Annotated in this window: 9 protein-coding genes, 2 tRNA genes and 3 rRNA genes; 9 read left to right on the top strand and 5 right to left on the bottom strand. The window is 45.0% G+C overall.

Annotated elements, in window-relative coordinates; all coding sequences use genetic code 11:
- Positions 1 to 79: 79 nt before the first annotated feature.
- A complete protein-coding gene (infC, locus tag M0N77_RS11315; RefSeq protein ID WP_353105633.1) occupies positions 80 to 607 on the bottom strand; it encodes a translation initiation factor IF-3 in 528 nt (175 codons plus the stop codon).
- The gene (gene thrS, locus M0N77_RS11310) at positions 607 to 2541 is read right to left on the bottom strand and encodes a threonine--tRNA ligase (RefSeq protein ID WP_353105277.1); all 1935 of its coding nucleotides are present in this window, start codon (positions 2539 to 2541) and stop codon (positions 607 to 609) included. The genes infC and thrS overlap by 1 nt, the downstream gene beginning before the upstream one ends.
- Before the next feature lie 1248 nt (positions 2542 to 3789).
- On the opposite strand from thrS, the gene M0N77_RS11305 reads away from it, so the two are divergent.
- The 5 genes from M0N77_RS11305 to rrf all read left to right on the top strand — a co-directional run bounded on the left by M0N77_RS11305 (position 3790) and on the right by rrf (position 9083).
- Positions 3790 to 5329: ribosomal RNA gene (locus tag M0N77_RS11305) — 16S ribosomal RNA — on the top strand.
- Between the two features lie 85 nt (positions 5330 to 5414).
- Positions 5415 to 5491: transfer RNA gene (locus M0N77_RS11300), tRNA-Ile, on the top strand.
- 7 nt (positions 5492 to 5498) lie between these two features.
- Positions 5499 to 5574 (top strand) — tRNA-Ala (locus tag M0N77_RS11295).
- 319 nt (positions 5575 to 5893) lie between these two features.
- Positions 5894 to 8751 (top strand): 23S ribosomal RNA (locus M0N77_RS11290).
- Positions 8752 to 8968: 217 nt separating this feature from the next.
- Positions 8969 to 9083, top strand: a 5S ribosomal RNA gene (rrf, locus tag M0N77_RS11285).
- The 16S, 23S and 5S rRNA genes sit together here with 2 tRNA genes alongside, the layout of an rRNA operon.
- Positions 9084 to 9219: 136 nt before the next feature.
- Here rrf and M0N77_RS11280 read toward each other — a convergent pair.
- Positions 9220 to 10374: a catalase family protein gene (locus M0N77_RS11280; protein ID WP_353105276.1), complete on the bottom strand. Its 1155-nt coding sequence runs from the start codon at positions 10372 to 10374 to the stop codon at positions 9220 to 9222.
- A gap of 220 nt (positions 10375 to 10594) precedes the next feature.
- Positions 10595 to 10855, bottom strand: coding sequence for a DUF1289 domain-containing protein (locus M0N77_RS11275; protein ID WP_353105275.1), 261 nt, complete (start codon positions 10853 to 10855; stop codon positions 10595 to 10597).
- Between the two features lie 189 nt (positions 10856 to 11044).
- Between M0N77_RS11275 and M0N77_RS11270 the strand changes: the two genes are divergently transcribed.
- The 3 genes from M0N77_RS11270 to M0N77_RS11260 all read left to right on the top strand — a co-directional run bounded on the left by M0N77_RS11270 (position 11045) and on the right by M0N77_RS11260 (position 14556).
- A complete protein-coding gene (locus tag M0N77_RS11270; protein WP_353105274.1) occupies positions 11045 to 11677 on the top strand; it encodes a YqiA/YcfP family alpha/beta fold hydrolase in 633 nt (210 codons plus the stop codon).
- 153 nt (positions 11678 to 11830) lie between these two features.
- Complete coding sequence (gene parE, locus M0N77_RS11265; RefSeq protein ID WP_353105273.1) at positions 11831 to 13717, top strand: DNA topoisomerase IV subunit B; 1887 nt, start codon at positions 11831 to 11833, stop codon at positions 13715 to 13717.
- 143 nt (positions 13718 to 13860) lie between these two features.
- Complete coding sequence (locus tag M0N77_RS11260) at positions 13861 to 14556, top strand: lysophospholipid acyltransferase family protein (RefSeq protein ID WP_353105272.1); 696 nt, start codon at positions 13861 to 13863, stop codon at positions 14554 to 14556.
- 82 nt (positions 14557 to 14638) lie between these two features.
- On the opposite strand, the gene M0N77_RS11255 is transcribed toward M0N77_RS11260, so the two are convergent.
- Positions 14639 to 15421 carry an SDR family oxidoreductase gene (locus tag M0N77_RS11255; RefSeq protein ID WP_353105271.1) on the bottom strand — a complete coding sequence of 261 codons (783 nt, stop codon included), beginning with the start codon at positions 15419 to 15421 and terminating at the stop codon, positions 14639 to 14641.
- 232 nt (positions 15422 to 15653) lie between these two features.
- Here M0N77_RS11255 and M0N77_RS11250 point away from each other — a divergent pair, with 232 nt between their 5' ends.
- Entirely contained in the window at positions 15654 to 16013 is a 360-nt protein-coding gene (locus M0N77_RS11250; RefSeq protein ID WP_353105270.1) for a hypothetical protein, read from the top strand.
- Positions 16014 to 16032: the final 19 nt, after the last annotated feature.

Raw genomic sequence — 16032 nt, 5'->3', positions numbered from 1 at the left:
TGGTTAGAAATACAAAAACGTTATTCGAGGCATTGGATATAAGCCAATAACCTTAAATTATTGGAGCCACCCTATAGACTTATTTTTTTCTAGTAGGGCCTAATAACATACCCATTTGTCGACCTTCCATCTTTGGATGCTGCTCGACATTAGAGATCTCAGCAGTATCTTCGATGATACGCTCAAGCTGTTTACGACCAAGCTCTTGATGCGCCATCTCACGACCACGGAAACGAATACTGACTTTAACTTTGTCCTGATCTTCTAAGAAGCTGACAATCTTACGCAGTTTAACCTGGTAATCGGCTTCATCGGTACTAGGACGCAGTTTCATCTCTTTGAGCTGAGTCTGCTTTTGGTTCTTTTTAGCCTCTTTCGCCTTTTGTTTTTGATCATACAGATAATGTTTATAATCCATAATCTTACAAACTGGCGGTTTGGCATCTGGCACCAATTCGACTAAGTCTAAGTTGTCTTCGCGCGCCGCACTTAATGCGGTCTCGATATCAACCACACCCATTTGCTCGCCATCTTCTTTGACCAGACGGACTTCTTTAGCACTGATATCTTCGTTAATATTTAAACGGTTGGACTGTTTAATAGGTATTACTCCTCATCTGTTTTTGGGAGCTGTCGGCCTTTTCTGCTAACAGCGGTCTGTACTAATGTTATAAATTCGGCAACACTCATTACGCCTAGGTTTTCACCTTCGCGGGTTCGGACATTAACACTGCCCGATTCAACCTCTTTGTCCCCTAATACTAGCATATAGGGAATGCGTTCTAATGTTTTCTCTCGTATCTTAAAACCAATCTTTTCGTTACGCAAGTCGCTAATTGCTCTTAGACCGACATTTTTTAGCTCTTTTACTACATTATCACAAGCATCAGCTTGTTTATCGGTGATATTCATCACGACAACTTGCTGCGGGGCCAGCCAAACAGGCATCCAACCAGCATAGTTCTCAATCAAAATACCAATAAAACGCTCAAATGATCCCAATATCGCACGGTGTAGCATAATGGGAGTTTCACGCTCACCTTCTACGTTGACAAATTCAGCATCAAGGCGCTCAGGCATATTGGGATCAACTTGAATGGTACCGCACTGCCAAACTCGGCCCAAGCTATCTTTTAGACTAAATTCAATCTTTGGACCATAAAACGCACCTTCACCGGGCAGATATTCCCAATCAAGTCCTGAGCTATCTAAAGCATCCGCCAAAGCTTTTTCGGCAAAGTCCCAAGACTCGTCACTACCGACACGTTTCTCTGGACGGGTTGAGAGCTTCATAATGATGTTATCAAAGCCAAAGTCTTCGTAGACAGCAAGCGTAAGCTTGATAAAATCTGCGACCTCCGCCTGAATTTGCGCCTGCGTACAGAAAATATGCGCGTCATCTTGAGTAAAGCCGCGTACGCGCATCAAACCATGCAGTGAGCCTGAAGGTTCGTTACGATGACATGAGCCAAATTCTGCCATTCGTAATGGTAATTCACGATAAGATTTTAGACCTTGGTTAAACACTTGTACGTGGCAGGGACAGTTCATCGGTTTTACCGCATAATCACGGTTTTCGCTAGAGGTGGTAAACATATTAGTGGCATAATTGCCCCAATGTCCGGAGCGTTCCCACAAGCTACGATCGACGATTTGCGGCGTCCTGATTTCTTCATAACCGTTATCAAGCTGTACTTTACGCATATATTGCTCAAGCACTTGATAAATAGTCCAGCCGTTGGCATGCCAAAACACCATACCCGGCGCTTGCTCTTGCATATGAAATAGGTTTAGCGCTTTACCGATTTTACGATGATCACGTTTCTCCGCTTCTTCAATACGTTGAATATAGGCTTTAAGATCTTTTTTATCCGCCCAAGCTGTACCATAAATACGCTGCAACTGCTCATTCTTGGCATCGCCGCGCCAATAAGCGCCTGACATCTTAGTCAGCTTAAACACTTTTAAGAAGCGAGTATTAGGTACGTGCGGACCACGGCACATATCAACATACTCTTGATGATGATATAGACCAAACGCTTCTTCACCCGGCATATCATTGATCAATTTGAGCTTATAATCTTCGCCGCGCTCTTCGAATATTTTGATCACTTCATCACGTGGCGTTATCTTCTTTATGACGTCGTAGTCCTGCTTTATCAACTGCATCATGCGCTTTTCTATCGCCTCCATATGCTCAGGCGTGAAAGGCGTCTCGCTAAAGATGTCATAATAAAAGCCATCTTCGATGACAGGACCGATGACCATCTTTACCTCAGGATAAAGCTGCTTGACGGCATGGCCAAGTAAATGGGCGCAGGAGTGACGAATGATATCAACGCCATCAGCATCTTTTGGGGTAACGATTTCAACCGCCGCATCATGCGTAATAGGATCAGAGGCGTCTACCAAATGTCCGTCTACGCGTCCGGCAACGGTGGCTTTGGCAAGACCGGCACCAATACTTTGCGCCACTTCCATAACTGAGGTGTTGCCCTCAAACTCTTTTACGCTACCATCGGGTAAAGTAATCGCTACCATAATCTATTCACCTTGTTGCGTCCTTTAGCAGTGATGATTGCAACCATCAATCATATGACCTTAAGACTGCTCAATTTGTATTCACGTATTGTGACGTGTCGTTGTTTATTCATTAGCTATGCTGTTATTTAATACGCTTACTGATTTAGCTTGCTTCCTATATAGCTATAGCTATTATAAGTAGCACTATTATAGAAACAATAAAAAGCCGCTGCCTAATAAGCGTTGCAAACTCCACTTCAAATACGGTTAAAGAATAGAGTAAGCGTACAATGCTATAAAAGCGCCTACTATAGCAAAAAGCAGTTATAAACACTAGATAGTAAGGGTTGTAGCACTGACATTTACCGATAGTAGAGCTTAAATGAGATACTTCAACTATATAGTAATGACTTCTATGGATAGAGGATAAAAGCTTATAGAGATAGCATAATTAATGCCAAACAAAGCTAATAGAACAAAATATCTTTCTAAAGGAGCTATTATTGTGGCAGGAAAAGTTAACTCTATTGCTAAGCCACTGATAACTAAGCAATAGAATTAGTCACTCAAATTTATTTAAAATAAACTTAAAACAAAGCTTGACGCCTAACGGAAAGCGCGTATAATGCCACCCAGTCGAGAGGGAAGGCGGATTGGAAAAGTGGTTTACCACTTACTATTTAATAGCATAGCTATTATCCAACCAGCCGTTAGCGAGAAGTTCAAATCTATATTAGATAAAAACTTTCAAACTAAATAAAAATACTTCTTGACAAGTTATTTAAAGCGTCTATAATACGCACCTCATTAAGGGACAGGACGAGACAAACTACCAAATAAGGTAGTCAAATCAAATTCTTAACTTAAGATACAAATTATAAAGATTTAAAATAAAAGCTTGACAGACACATCGAATATGATATGATAGTCAGCTCGCTAGATAGAACGACCTATAAGGGTTTAGGACTATTTAGAGACACAGAATTAAGAATAACTTACATACTGGACGACAGATGTAGGACACTATTTAAAAGCATAACTAAAGAACAACTTGTGTGGATTTTTGCTGAGCAAGAGTGCTAAAAATAAAGTTGGTTTGAACTTCTTTTCGGAGTTTATTCTAACTATAAAAATTATCATTTAAGACAGCAGAAAAACTCAAAGTTAATTCATTACGAACATAATTTTAAAGCGATTTTGCCAGATTAGATGAGCCAAGATTCGTAATCCATCTTACTATTTATAGTGAAGGGTTACATGCAGATTAAACTGAAGAGTTTGATCATGGCTCAGATTGAACGCTGGCGGCAGGCTTAACACATGCAAGTCGAGCGGTAACATTGGGAGCTTGCTCCCAGATGACGAGCGGCGGACGGGTGAGTAATACTTAGGAATCTACCTAGTAGTGGGGGATAGCACGGGGAAACTCGTATTAATACCGCATACGACCTACGGGAGAAAGGGGGCAACTTGTTGCTCTCGCTATTAGATGAGCCTAAGTCGGATTAGCTAGATGGTGGGGTAAAGGCCTACCATGGCGACGATCTGTAGCTGGTCTGAGAGGATGATCAGCCACACCGGGACTGAGACACGGCCCGGACTCCTACGGGAGGCAGCAGTGGGGAATATTGGACAATGGGGGCAACCCTGATCCAGCCATGCCGCGTGTGTGAAGAAGGCCTTTTGGTTGTAAAGCACTTTAAGCAGTGAAGAAGACTCCGTGGTTAATACCCACGGACGATGACATTAGCTGCAGAATAAGCACCGGCTAACTCTGTGCCAGCAGCCGCGGTAATACAGAGGGTGCAAGCGTTAATCGGAATTACTGGGCGTAAAGCGAGCGTAGGTGGCTTGATAAGTCAGATGTGAAATCCCCGGGCTTAACCTGGGAACTGCATCTGATACTGTCAGGCTAGAATAGGTGAGAGGAAGGTAGAATTCCAGGTGTAGCGGTGAAATGCGTAGAGATCTGGAGGAATACCGATGGCGAAGGCAGCCTTCTGGCATCATATTGACACTGAGGTTCGAAAGCGTGGGTAGCAAACAGGATTAGATACCCTGGTAGTCCACGCCGTAAACGATGTCTACTAGTCGTTGGGTCCCTTGAGGACTTAGTGACGCAGCTAACGCAATAAGTAGACCGCCTGGGGAGTACGGCCGCAAGGTTAAAACTCAAATGAATTGACGGGGGCCCGCACAAGCGGTGGAGCATGTGGTTTAATTCGATGCAACGCGAAGAACCTTACCTGGTCTTGACATATCTAGAATCCTGCAGAGATGCGGGAGTGCCTTCGGGAATTAGAATACAGGTGCTGCATGGCTGTCGTCAGCTCGTGTCGTGAGATGTTGGGTTAAGTCCCGCAACGAGCGCAACCCTTGTCCTTAGTTACCAGCGGGTTAAGCCGGGAACTCTAAGGATACTGCCAGTGACAAACTGGAGGAAGGCGGGGACGACGTCAAGTCATCATGGCCCTTACGACCAGGGCTACACACGTGCTACAATGGTAGGTACAGAGGGCAGCTACACAGCGATGTGATGCGAATCTCTTAAAGCCTATCGTAGTCCAGATTGGAGTCTGCAACTCGACTCCATGAAGTAGGAATCGCTAGTAATCGCGGATCAGAATGCCGCGGTGAATACGTTCCCGGGCCTTGTACACACCGCCCGTCACACCATGGGAGTTGATTGCACCAGAAGTGGATAGCCGAACCTTTTAGGACGGCGTTCACCACGGTGTGGTTGATGACTGGGGTGAAGTCGTAACAAGGTAGCCGTAGGGGAACCTGCGGCTGGATCACCTCCTTATAGACGGCATTCACTTGGCAAGAATTCACAACAAGTTGTTCTTTAGTTTAAGCTAGTTTATTAGCTAGAGGTATATGCCTCGTACAGGCCTGTAGCTCAGCTGGTTAGAGCACCGTGTTGATAACGCGGGGGTCGGCAGTTCAAGTCTGCCCAGGCCTACCATTATTTAGGGGCCATAGCTCAGTTGGTAGAGCGCCTGCCTTGCACGCAGGAGGTCAACGGTTCGACTCCGTTTGGCTCCACCATTAATAAACAAGCGCGATTAAATAGAATATTTAGAATAGCATAAACAGAAACAAGTGATTATCAAATGATTACTTCTTTCTGTTTTATACAGAACCTAATACCTGACGAAGGATTAGGAACTATTTAAAAACATAGATATGAGTCTGGGTTAAGAAGAGCGTGTTCACGCGCACTTCTTAACCTTAATAATCAGCTCTTTAACGACATTGTTTGTTATCCCAAGAGTTGGTTATTAAAAAAGTAAAGAGAACTGAATCAAGCGTAAACATAGGTGATATCGTTATAATTGCGAAACTAATAGACCCTTTGGGGTTGTATGGTCAAGTAATTAAGCGCACATGGTGGATGCCTTGGCAGTCAGAGGCGATGAAAGACGTGACAGCCTGCGATAAGCTTCGGGGAGGCGGCAATATCCTGTGATCCGGAGATTTCTGAATGGGGAAACCCACTTAGCATAAGCTAGGTATCTTGTACTTGTACAAGAGGCGAACGAGGGGAAGTGAAACATCTCAGTACCCTTAGGAAAAGACATCAAATGAGATTCCCCAAGTAGCGGCGAGCGAACGGGGAGAAGCCGATTGATATTAGAATAGAAGAACAGCGTGGGAAAGCTGACCGTAGTAGGTGATAGTCCTGTATTTTAAATTCTAGTATCAACATATTAAGTAGAGCGGGACACGAGAAATCCTGTTTGAAGATGGGGGGACCATCCTCCAAGGCTAAATACTCCTGACTGACCGATAGTGAACCAGTACCGTGAGGGAAAGGCGAAAAGAACCCCTGTGAGGGGAGTGAAATAGAACCTGAAACCGTGTGCGTACAAGCAGTGGGAGCCACCTTGCGTGGTGACCGCGTACCTTTTGTATAATGGGTCAGCGACTTATATTCTGTAGCAAGGTTAACCGTTAGGGGAGCCGTAGGGAAACCGAGTCTTAATAGGGCGTCTAGTTGCAGGGTATAGACCCGAAACCGAGTGATCTATCCATGAGCAGGTTGAAAGTGCCGTAACAGGCACCGGAGGACCGAACCCACTGTCGTTGAAAAGCCAGGGGATGACTTGTGGATAGGGGTGAAAGGCTAATCAAACTCGGTGATAGCTGGTTCTCCCCGAAAGCTATTTAGGTAGCGCCTCGGACGAACACCATTGGGGGTAGAGCACTGTTTCGGCTAGGGGGTCATACCGACTTACCAAACCGATGCAAACTCCGAATACCGATGAGTGATATCCGGGAGACACACAGTGGGTGCTAACGTCCATTGTGGAGAGGGAAACAACCCAGACCGCCAGCTAAGGCCCCAAATTCCTAGTTAAGTGGGAAACGAGGTGGGAAGGCATAGACAGCTAGGAGGTTGGCTTAGAAGCAGCCATCCTTTAAAGAAAGCGTAATAGCTCACTAGTCGAGTCGGCCCGCGCGGAAGATGTAACGGGGCTCAAACTAGGAGCCGAAGCTGCGGATTTGAATTTGTTTTCAAGTGGTAGGGGAGCGTTGTGTAAGCCTGTGAAGGTGCATTGTAAAGTGTGCTGGAGGTATCACAAGAGCGAATGCTGACGTGAGTAACGATAATGCGAGTGAAAAGCTCGCACGCCGGAAGATCAAGGGTTCCAGTCCAACGTTAATCGGGGCTGGGTGAGTCGACCCCTAAGGCGAGGCCGAAAGGCGTAGTCGATGGGAAATCGGTTAATATTCCGATACTTGTTTATGATGCGATGGAGGGACGGAGAAGGTTATGTCAGCCTGGCGTTGGTTGTCCAGGTGAAAGGATGTAGGCTTGCAGCTTAGGTAAATCCGGGCTGCTATATGGTCGAGATCTGATAGCAAGCCCTACTTGTAGGGTGAAGTGGCAAATACCATGCTTCCAGGAAAAGCTTCTAAGCGATAGTCATAAACGAATCGTACCCTAAACCGACACAGGTGATCAGGTAGAGAATACCAAGGCGCTTGAGAGAACTCTGCTGAAGGAACTAGGCAAAATGGTACCGTAACTTCGGGAGAAGGTACGCTGTTGATGGTGATAGGACTTGCTCCTTGAGCTGTTGGCAGTCGCAGATACCAGGCTGCTGCAACTGTTTATTAAAAACACAGCACTCTGCAAACACGAAAGTGGACGTATAGGGTGTGATGTCTGCCCGGTGCTGGAAGGTTAATTGATGGGGTTAGCGTATGCGAAGCTCTTGATCGAAGCCCCAGTAAACGGCGGCCGTAACTATAACGGTCCTAAGGTAGCGAAATTCCTTGTCGGGTAAGTTCCGACCTGCACGAATGACATAATGATGGCAGCGCTGTCTCCAGCAGAGACTCAGTGAAATCGAAATCGCAGTGAAGATGCTGTGTACCCGCGGCTAGACGGAAAGACCCCGTGAACCTTTACTACAGCTTTACATTGAACTTTGACCTGACTTGTGCAGGATAGGTGGGAGGCTTTGAAGCCGAGACGCTAGTCTTGGTGGAGCCAATCTTGAAATACCACCCTGGTCATGTTGGGGTTCTAACTCAGGTATAACAATACCGAGGACAATGTATGGTGGGTAGTTTGACTGGGGCGGTCTCCTCCTAAAGAGTAACGGAGGAGTACGAAGGTGCGCTCAGACCGGTCGGAAATCGGTCGTAGAGTATAAAGGCAAAAGCGCGCTTAACTGCGAGACCCACAAGTCGAGCAGGTACGAAAGTAGGTCTTAGTGATCCGGTGGTTCTGTATGGAAGGGCCATCGCTCAACGGATAAAAGGTACTCTGGGGATAACAGGCTGATACCGCCCAAGAGTTCATATCGACGGCGGTGTTTGGCACCTCGATGTCGGCTCATCTCATCCTAGGGCTGAAGCAGGTCCTAAGGGTATGGCTGTTCGCCATTTAAAGAGGTACGCGAGCTGGGTTTAGAACGTCGTGAGACAGTTCGGTCCCTATCTACCGTGGGCGTTGGAAATTTGAGAGGAGCTGCTCCTAGTACGAGAGGACCAGAGTGGACGAACCACTGGTGTTCGGGTTGTCATGCCAATGGCATTGCCCGGTAGCTACGTTCGGATGGGATAACCGCTGAAAGCATCTAAGCGGGAAGCCCACCTCAAGATAAGATTTCCCTAAAGAGCCGTTCAAGACTAGGACGTTGATAGGCAGGGTGTGGAAGCGCAGCGATGCGTGTAGCTAACCTGTACTAATTGCTCGTTTGGCTTGACCATACAACACCCAAGTGGTTTGTAATTGTCTATAGAGAACTCAGTTGTGCGTCTGTCACGTACCTTCAATTACTTGAAGGTCCCTTGACAGACAAAATGCGCAATGGTTATTTATAGAACGTTAAGCATTATATCGATATCACCTTTATCCTTGATTCAGTTAGGATAAGTGGTACTTAAGTCATTAAGTAAAACATCAGACTCATATCTAACCCCCTTTGCTGACGACAATAGCACGATGGTACCACCTGATCCCTTCCCGAACTCAGAAGTGAAACATCGTTGCGCCAATGGTAGTGTGGCTCCGGCCATGTGAGAGTAGGTCATCGTCAGCTCTCTATTCCTGAAAAGCCCCAACATACTTTAGTATGTTGGGGCTTTTCTTTGTCTTCTATTCTTATGTACAAAAAAGCCCTCATTCATAAGAATGAGGGCTTTTGCTGTTGTACTCTAAGCTATCTTTGCGAATAATTACTTATTAGCTGACTTATTAAACACTTCTTTCAAGCTAGTAGGTTCTTTACGCTTAGCTTCATTATGCTCATGACGGGCTTTAGAGGAAGCTTGGTAAGCGCGCAAACGAGAATGCTGCAAGTTACCAATAGGACGATTTTCTTCTAGACAGCGAAAAGTGGTAAAGCTCAAATCTTCTATCGCCGCTACGTTACCATCGTCTGGAATATCTTGGCAAGGTATGGTCAAAGTCGCTACCGTGACGAAGGGCGCATCAGACTCTCTCCACTCTTTAGTCAGCTGTTCGATAGGCTGCTTCTTAATGTTTTGGCAAAGCTGAACTTGCACTTCGAATTGATAGTCGTGCTCTCTGATCTCATCGATGATAGCAGGACGAATCGCTTCGTCTTCGGTAAACAGATGAATATTAGTACGCTTAATTTTCTTCATTGAATCTTCGGTAGGCGTCACTCTAATCTTAGCCATGTAGTCACCATGACGAAACGCGCCTTGGGAGAAGTAGTCGTATAACCAAGCGTTCTTGGGAGGAGTAGTAGCTAGTTTTCTAAAAGCATTCAATGTGCGTAAACCTTCAGCGTCAGGGAACTCTTTGCCGTATTTGGTCAACCAATGAAAGACGAATTTACCTTTGCCTATTAGCCCGTCGCCTAGATAACCGTTTATGCCAAAATTTAATTTTGACAGATAAGCATAGTCTTTTAAGTTGTTAGTAAAAAAGATAGGGCTATTCACTAACGCATAATCAAAGGTGGTGCTGTCTTCTTCGCCTGGCGCTAGCTTTTTGCCGGGCACATCGAATATCTTGATAGCTAGTCCCTGTCCTAACCCCAATCTTCTATCTGGGCTAACGGCAGCAGCGGCATTAGAGAAGCGGATGATAGCGTCATGAATGCCCGCTTTGGCATATAGACCTTGAGCATATTCTTTGGGTATGTTGTCCAATATCTCAAACTTAGCTTTTAGACCACAATAGCTTTTGGCATGGACAGCACGGGTATGATGATCGATATCGTTTAACTCTTTGCTTTTTTTGACATAGAGACGGATGTCTTCGGTGATGGTGTCGATGACTTTGTTATCTTCATCGCTTAAGGTGATATATTTAGGGTCGTACTTTACGTATTTAGGTTTGAATAGTTTCTTTAGCATCATCAGCCCTCTTTTATTAATGGTCTAATATTTAAATTCTCAACTAGTTTATAAAAGTTTGGCTAAAGTTATTTATGATAAATATTGGTAATGTGTAAAGGAAGATTAATCTGTTTTTAGCTGTAGTATTAGCGTAGTTGCATCATCAACTCTCTTATCAAACGTCTAATTAAATACGGTATCTGTGATTGTAGTGTGCCTTTGATCATGTCGGAAGCCTTGCCTAAAACAGCTCTCCAGTCTCAGCTACCGGTTCAAAATCAAAGCCCAATTGTTCCTCTTTACGCTGCCGCAGCTGCTCAATACGCTGCTTACGCCCCACGATTAACCTTAATACCTCACGGCGCTGTTCAGTGCTCATACTTAACCACAGTTGCCGCTCGGTACGACTCCGCAGACAGCCGAAGCAATAGCCTTTTTTATTACTGGTACAAACCCCAATGCAAGGATTATCGATGTCAAAAAGTTCAATCTGCCCACTCATGACTTCTCCTTGTCTTATTTTTTCGGTTCCAATAGATATTTTGAGATAGCCTTTACACGGATTTAATTTGACTATAGATTGGCATTTTTAGCACTACTATCGCTATAAAAGGGGTATTATGCTCACACTTTATTAGTTTTTGTACCTATCAGTTTTATAGTATACCGAATGTCGAAGATGAGATTGCATATGAATATTGTGTACGTCCATGGCTTAGATAGCGATGCTAACTCTATGAAAGGGCTTTTATTAGCAGAGTATTGTGAGAAGCATTATCCTAGTATTACAGTGCATCGCCCAGATCTAAACCAAGCACCTGAGCAGGTCTTTAGCTATTTGACTAGTTTAGTTACTAAGTTGAGTCAAGAAGCCAAGACCGTATTGATTGGTAGTTCGTTAGGTGGGTATTTTTCAACCTTAGTGAGTAATCATACCGGCTGCAGCGCATTATTATTGAATCCTAGCACCCAGCCGCATCTCACTTTACAGCGTTTTTCTGACGAGGAGAGTTTAGATGATACCGCTACTGATGATGAGCTAGCAAAACAACAAGTGCTCTATACGACTACTGGTGGCTGGGCGATAACGATAGCAGATTTGCGCTGGTTCGCTAAGCATCAACTATCTTCAATAACTTATCCAAATAAACTAGCCGCGCTCATCAAAGAGGGCGATGAATTACTTGATGCTAGTCTTTCGGCGCAGTTTTATAGCGAGCAAGGCGCTAGGGTTATTTTGCAAAAAGAGGGCGATCACCGCTTTAGTGACTTTGCGGAGCATTTACCAAGAGTGATGGAGTTAGTGCAACAGCTTGCCTCATAAAATAATGAAAAATAGCCTTGCTTGCTTAGATTGAATCAGCAGAACTAAACGACAGTATCTGACGTAAGGCTTGTAACTATCGGCCTTTAGCGCACTATTTTTGGTTATAATAGGAATATAGAAAATAATGTATGAATAATAAAGGATGCATTTGTGAGTCAATATAATGCGCAATCGTTAGAAGTTTTAGAAGGATTAGAACCCGTACGTCGGCGTCCGGGTATGTACACCGATACCACTCGTCCCAATCATTTGGCGCAGGAAGTCATTGATAACTCCGTTGATGAAGCATTGGCGGGTTTTGCCAAAATTATCAAAGTGCAGCTGCATGAAGACGGCTCATTATCCGTAGAAGATGACGGGCGCGGTATGCCGACCGATATTCATCCGGAATTTGGCCAGACAGGTATTGAGCTGATATTAACGCGTTTGCATGCTGGGGGTAAATTCTCCACTTCCAACTATCAAGTCTCGGGCGGTCTGCATGGTGTCGGTATCTCGGTGGTCAATGCGCTATCAACCCGCGTTGAGGTCACCGTCTGGCGTGATGGCACTCAGTTCGATATGGCGCTAGAAAACGGCGCGCCAGTGACGCCGCTTACTGAATCGGTCAGCTCTAACAAACGTAAACGTGGTACTCGCGTACGTTTTTGGGTAGATGGCAGCTTCTTTGATACGCCAAAATTCAACGTCAAACAGCTCAAACATAATCTAAAAGCCAAAGCGGTATTGGCGGCGGGACTGACTATCGAGTTTACTGATAGTATCAATGATGAAAAAGTCGTTTGGCAGTTTACTGATGGCGTTGTTGAATATCTGTCCGAGCAGCTAGACGGTTTAGAGACGCTACCGCCAGCGCCTTTTTATTATAATCATGAGGCTACCGATGGCGAGCGTGCGGGGATTACTTTTGCCTTATCTTGGCTGCCGGAGGGCGGAAACCCTATTCAAGAAAGTTATGTCAATCTTATTCCAACGGCGCAAGGCGGCACGCATGTTAATGGTCTGCGTACGGGTATCCTAGAAGCATTACGTGAGTTTTGTGAGATTCATAATCTATTGCCGCGTAACGTCAAGCTAACGGGCGAGGATGTTTGGGACGGTATTAACTATATTTTATCACTAAAATTCTCAGAGCCGCAGTTCTCAGGTCAGACCAAAGAGCGTCTCTCGAGCCGTGAAGCGGCAGGAGCCGTGCAAGCATTAGCCAAAGACGCCTTTAGCTTATGGCTCAATCAGCATGCTGATCTAGGCGCGCAGATTGCTGAATTGGCGATCAATAAAGCGGGCAGCCGTCTTAAGTCGGCTAAAAAAGTGGCGCGCAAAAAAATTACCCAAGGCCCAGCGCTGCCTGGTAAGTTAGCGGATTGCCGCGGTGATTTGCGTGATGGCGCGGAGCTGTTTTTGGTCGAGGGGGACTCTGCTGGCGGCTCAGCCAAGCAAGCGCGTGACCGTCATTATCAGGCGATATTGCCGCTACGTGGTAAGATCTTAAATACTTGGGAAGTATCGTCTGATACGGTGCTCTCGAGCCAAGAGATTCATGATATCGCCATTGCTATTGGGGTAGATCCGGCATCTGATGATCTCTCTGAGCTACGCTATGACAAAATCTGTATCTTAGCCGATGCTGACTCTGATGGGCTGCATATTGCCACGCTGATTTGCGCGTTATTCGTTAAACACTTCCCAGCGCTAGTGGATGCTGGTCATCTGTTCGTGGCGATGCCGCCTTTATATCGAGTCGATATCGGTCGCGAGGTGCATTACGCGCTGGATGAGAGCGAGCTTGAGCATATATTAGCCAATGTGCCTGGCAATAAAAAAGCCCAGATTACTCGCTTTAAGGGTTTGGGTGAGATGAGTGCAGAGCAGCTACGTGAGACGACCATGAACCGTGACACCCGCCGCTTAGTCCAGCTAGACATGGACGACATGGTATTAACCAATAGTGTGATGGATATGCTGCTCGCTAAGAAACGCTCTGCTGATCGTAAGACTTGGCTTGAGGACAAAGGTAACTTGGCTGATATCTCATAAACTATAGTAACAACGAGCATTAGGTAGGCTGATGCTCGCTGTAGGGTTGAGTAAGAGACAGCACGATAAAAGATTATAAAAGGCAATTTAGTGGCATAAGGTTAATGTTATTATGTAGCTATCTTTTATTATCTGGTGCCGTTATGACATCGAAGTTTAGCCGTCGTTCTAAGCCTATTGCCGCTAGTTCTACACGCTCTAAAATATTACCGAAGCTTAGCCGAAAGGATTTGGGTGACTTAATTCCCAGACGTGGCGGTGCTATTACGCCAGTTATCGGTGCGCGTTTGTTAAAAGTATTAGGCTGGCGTACTGTTGGCGATATTCCAAATGTGTCGCAAGCAGTGGTATTGGCTTTGCCGCACACTTCTTATTTGGATGGCCTCTATGCATTGCCCGGTTTGTTTGCTATTGATTTAAAAGTTAGCATTATGGGTAAGCACACATTATTCAAAGTACCAGTACTGTCACAGATATTACTATGGTTGGGTATTATTCCCATCGATCGTGGCAATAAGGGCTCAGTGCTACAAGCAAGTATTGCTAAGTTTAAGACTGGTGAGCCGCTGTTTTTGGGGCTATCTCCAGAAGGCACTCGCGATTATAGAAAAGAGTGGAAAACCGGTTTTTATTATTTAGCCTTGGGCGCTGATGTTCCTATTTTGCCAGTGGCATTGGATTATAAAACCAAAGAAATACGTTTTTTGACCGCTGTCTATCCTACTGGAGATATCGAGGCTGACTTGCCAAAAATCTATGCTCAATATAAAGGCGTATTACCAAAATATCCTGAGCGCTTGTCGCAGCCACTACAGGATGTTAATCAATCAGCCGATTAGATATGTCTTGCGAATATGAGTATTTAAGCCTCTTAGGGATGGCTAGCAAAATACTCATATTCAATTACAAAGAGAGCAATAGCTAAAACTGAGGCTGACCGTTAGAAGCACTAACCCCGCCGTCCACCGCAAGATTGACGCCAGTAATCATCGACGCATCGTCACTTGCCAAAAAAGTAATGGCAGCGGCAATGTCCTCTGGCGTGGCCAAACGACCAAGTGGACAACGATCTAAGAATTTATCGGTCTTGGCATCATTATCTTGAATGGCGCTGGTCATATTTGTCTTAGTCGCGCTTGGATTAACCGCGTTGACACGTACCCCATCAGGACCATGATCTAAAGCCAGCGTCCGTGTTAGATTGCTAACGCCAGCTTTGGCGGCATTGTAAGCTGCCATATTCCAATCACCGCCGACCCCTGACAATGATGAGACATTGACGATATTACCTTTGGTTGCTATCAAGTGCGGCATGGCTGCCTGACAGACATAAAAAGTTCCATTTAAGTTAACATCAATTGCTAACTTCCAGTCTTCAGCCGTTAGCTCCGTAATTTTACCTTGGATGGCCTTACCTGCGTTATTCACCAAAACATCAATCTTTTCAAATTGAGCGATGGCTCTTTTAATCATTTCTTGCACTTGACTCTGCACACTAATGTCGCAAGTGATGGTCATATAATTATCGGTATGAATCCAAGTGCGATCTTGCGGAAACTCTTTGGCAGTTTCTGTCAAAGTGTCGGCAGTCCGTCCTACTAAAACGACGCTAGCGCCTTCTTGAGCAAAACGAATGGCAGTTGCGCGACCGATACCTGAGCCGGCCCCTGTGACGATGACGGTTTTTTCTTTAAAACGTTTCATGATGTTCAGTCCTTGTTATCATATGCAGATAATAGTCACTACATAAAAAATGAGTAAGCAAACCCTAAGTGGTGGGTGAGTTATAAATCGATGCATCAGCTTTGCTGCTTTTATGTCATCATAACAAGTCATTGCTTTGAAAGCGATATGAGCCCAAGTAAAACTACCGTTTATAGATAGAGATTTTATTACTTTTTTATTTATTTTCAATTTATAACACGAGGTAAGCGCTGTGCCTGAACTGTTACCAACCGACTCCGATATTAGCAAAAAAATAGATGAGTTAGCTTGCTATGAGCAGATCGACGCGGAGCCTATTGCTGTTTTGGCAATGAGCAATTTAGAGGATAACTGCCAGCTGCAACAGTCCAGCTATTTATTGCCATCAGGAACGTTACGTTTATTAAACGGTACCTTGCATTTGCCTGCCGCGGCTAGTAAGGGCGCTATCGAAGGCGCACGCCAAGCCGTCATCAAGTCCGCACTAGCTTGGCAAAAGCGCTGTGTGCAAAAGGATGAACAAGATGAGCAGTCCTATTGCGTGCTCATCATCGATATCAGGCTCGATGATGCCATGCCGAATAAGTTTTGATTAGTAGAAGATTTTTTAT

Source organism: Psychrobacter sp. AH5 (assembly GCF_040371085.1).
Lineage (GTDB): Bacteria > Pseudomonadota > Gammaproteobacteria > Pseudomonadales > Moraxellaceae > Psychrobacter.
Note: the sequence above shows the minus strand (reverse complement) of the source record. Positions and strands in the feature narration are given on the sequence as shown.

Coding starts and splice junctions, on each gene's coding strand:
- thrS (WP_353105277.1), bottom strand. CDS start 2,541: ATGGTAGCGATTACTTTACCCGATGGTAGCGTAAAAGAGTTTGAGGGC.
- M0N77_RS11280 (WP_353105276.1), bottom strand. CDS start 10,374: ATGATGCTAAAGAAACTATTCAAACCTAAATACGTAAAGTACGACCCT.
- M0N77_RS11275 (WP_353105275.1), bottom strand. CDS start 10,855: ATGAGTGGGCAGATTGAACTTTTTGACATCGATAATCCTTGCATTGGG.
- M0N77_RS11270 (WP_353105274.1), top strand. CDS start 11,045: ATGAATATTGTGTACGTCCATGGCTTAGATAGCGATGCTAACTCTATG.
- M0N77_RS11260 (WP_353105272.1), top strand. CDS start 13,861: ATGACATCGAAGTTTAGCCGTCGTTCTAAGCCTATTGCCGCTAGTTCT.
- M0N77_RS11255 (WP_353105271.1), bottom strand. CDS start 15,421: ATGAAACGTTTTAAAGAAAAAACCGTCATCGTCACAGGGGCCGGCTCA.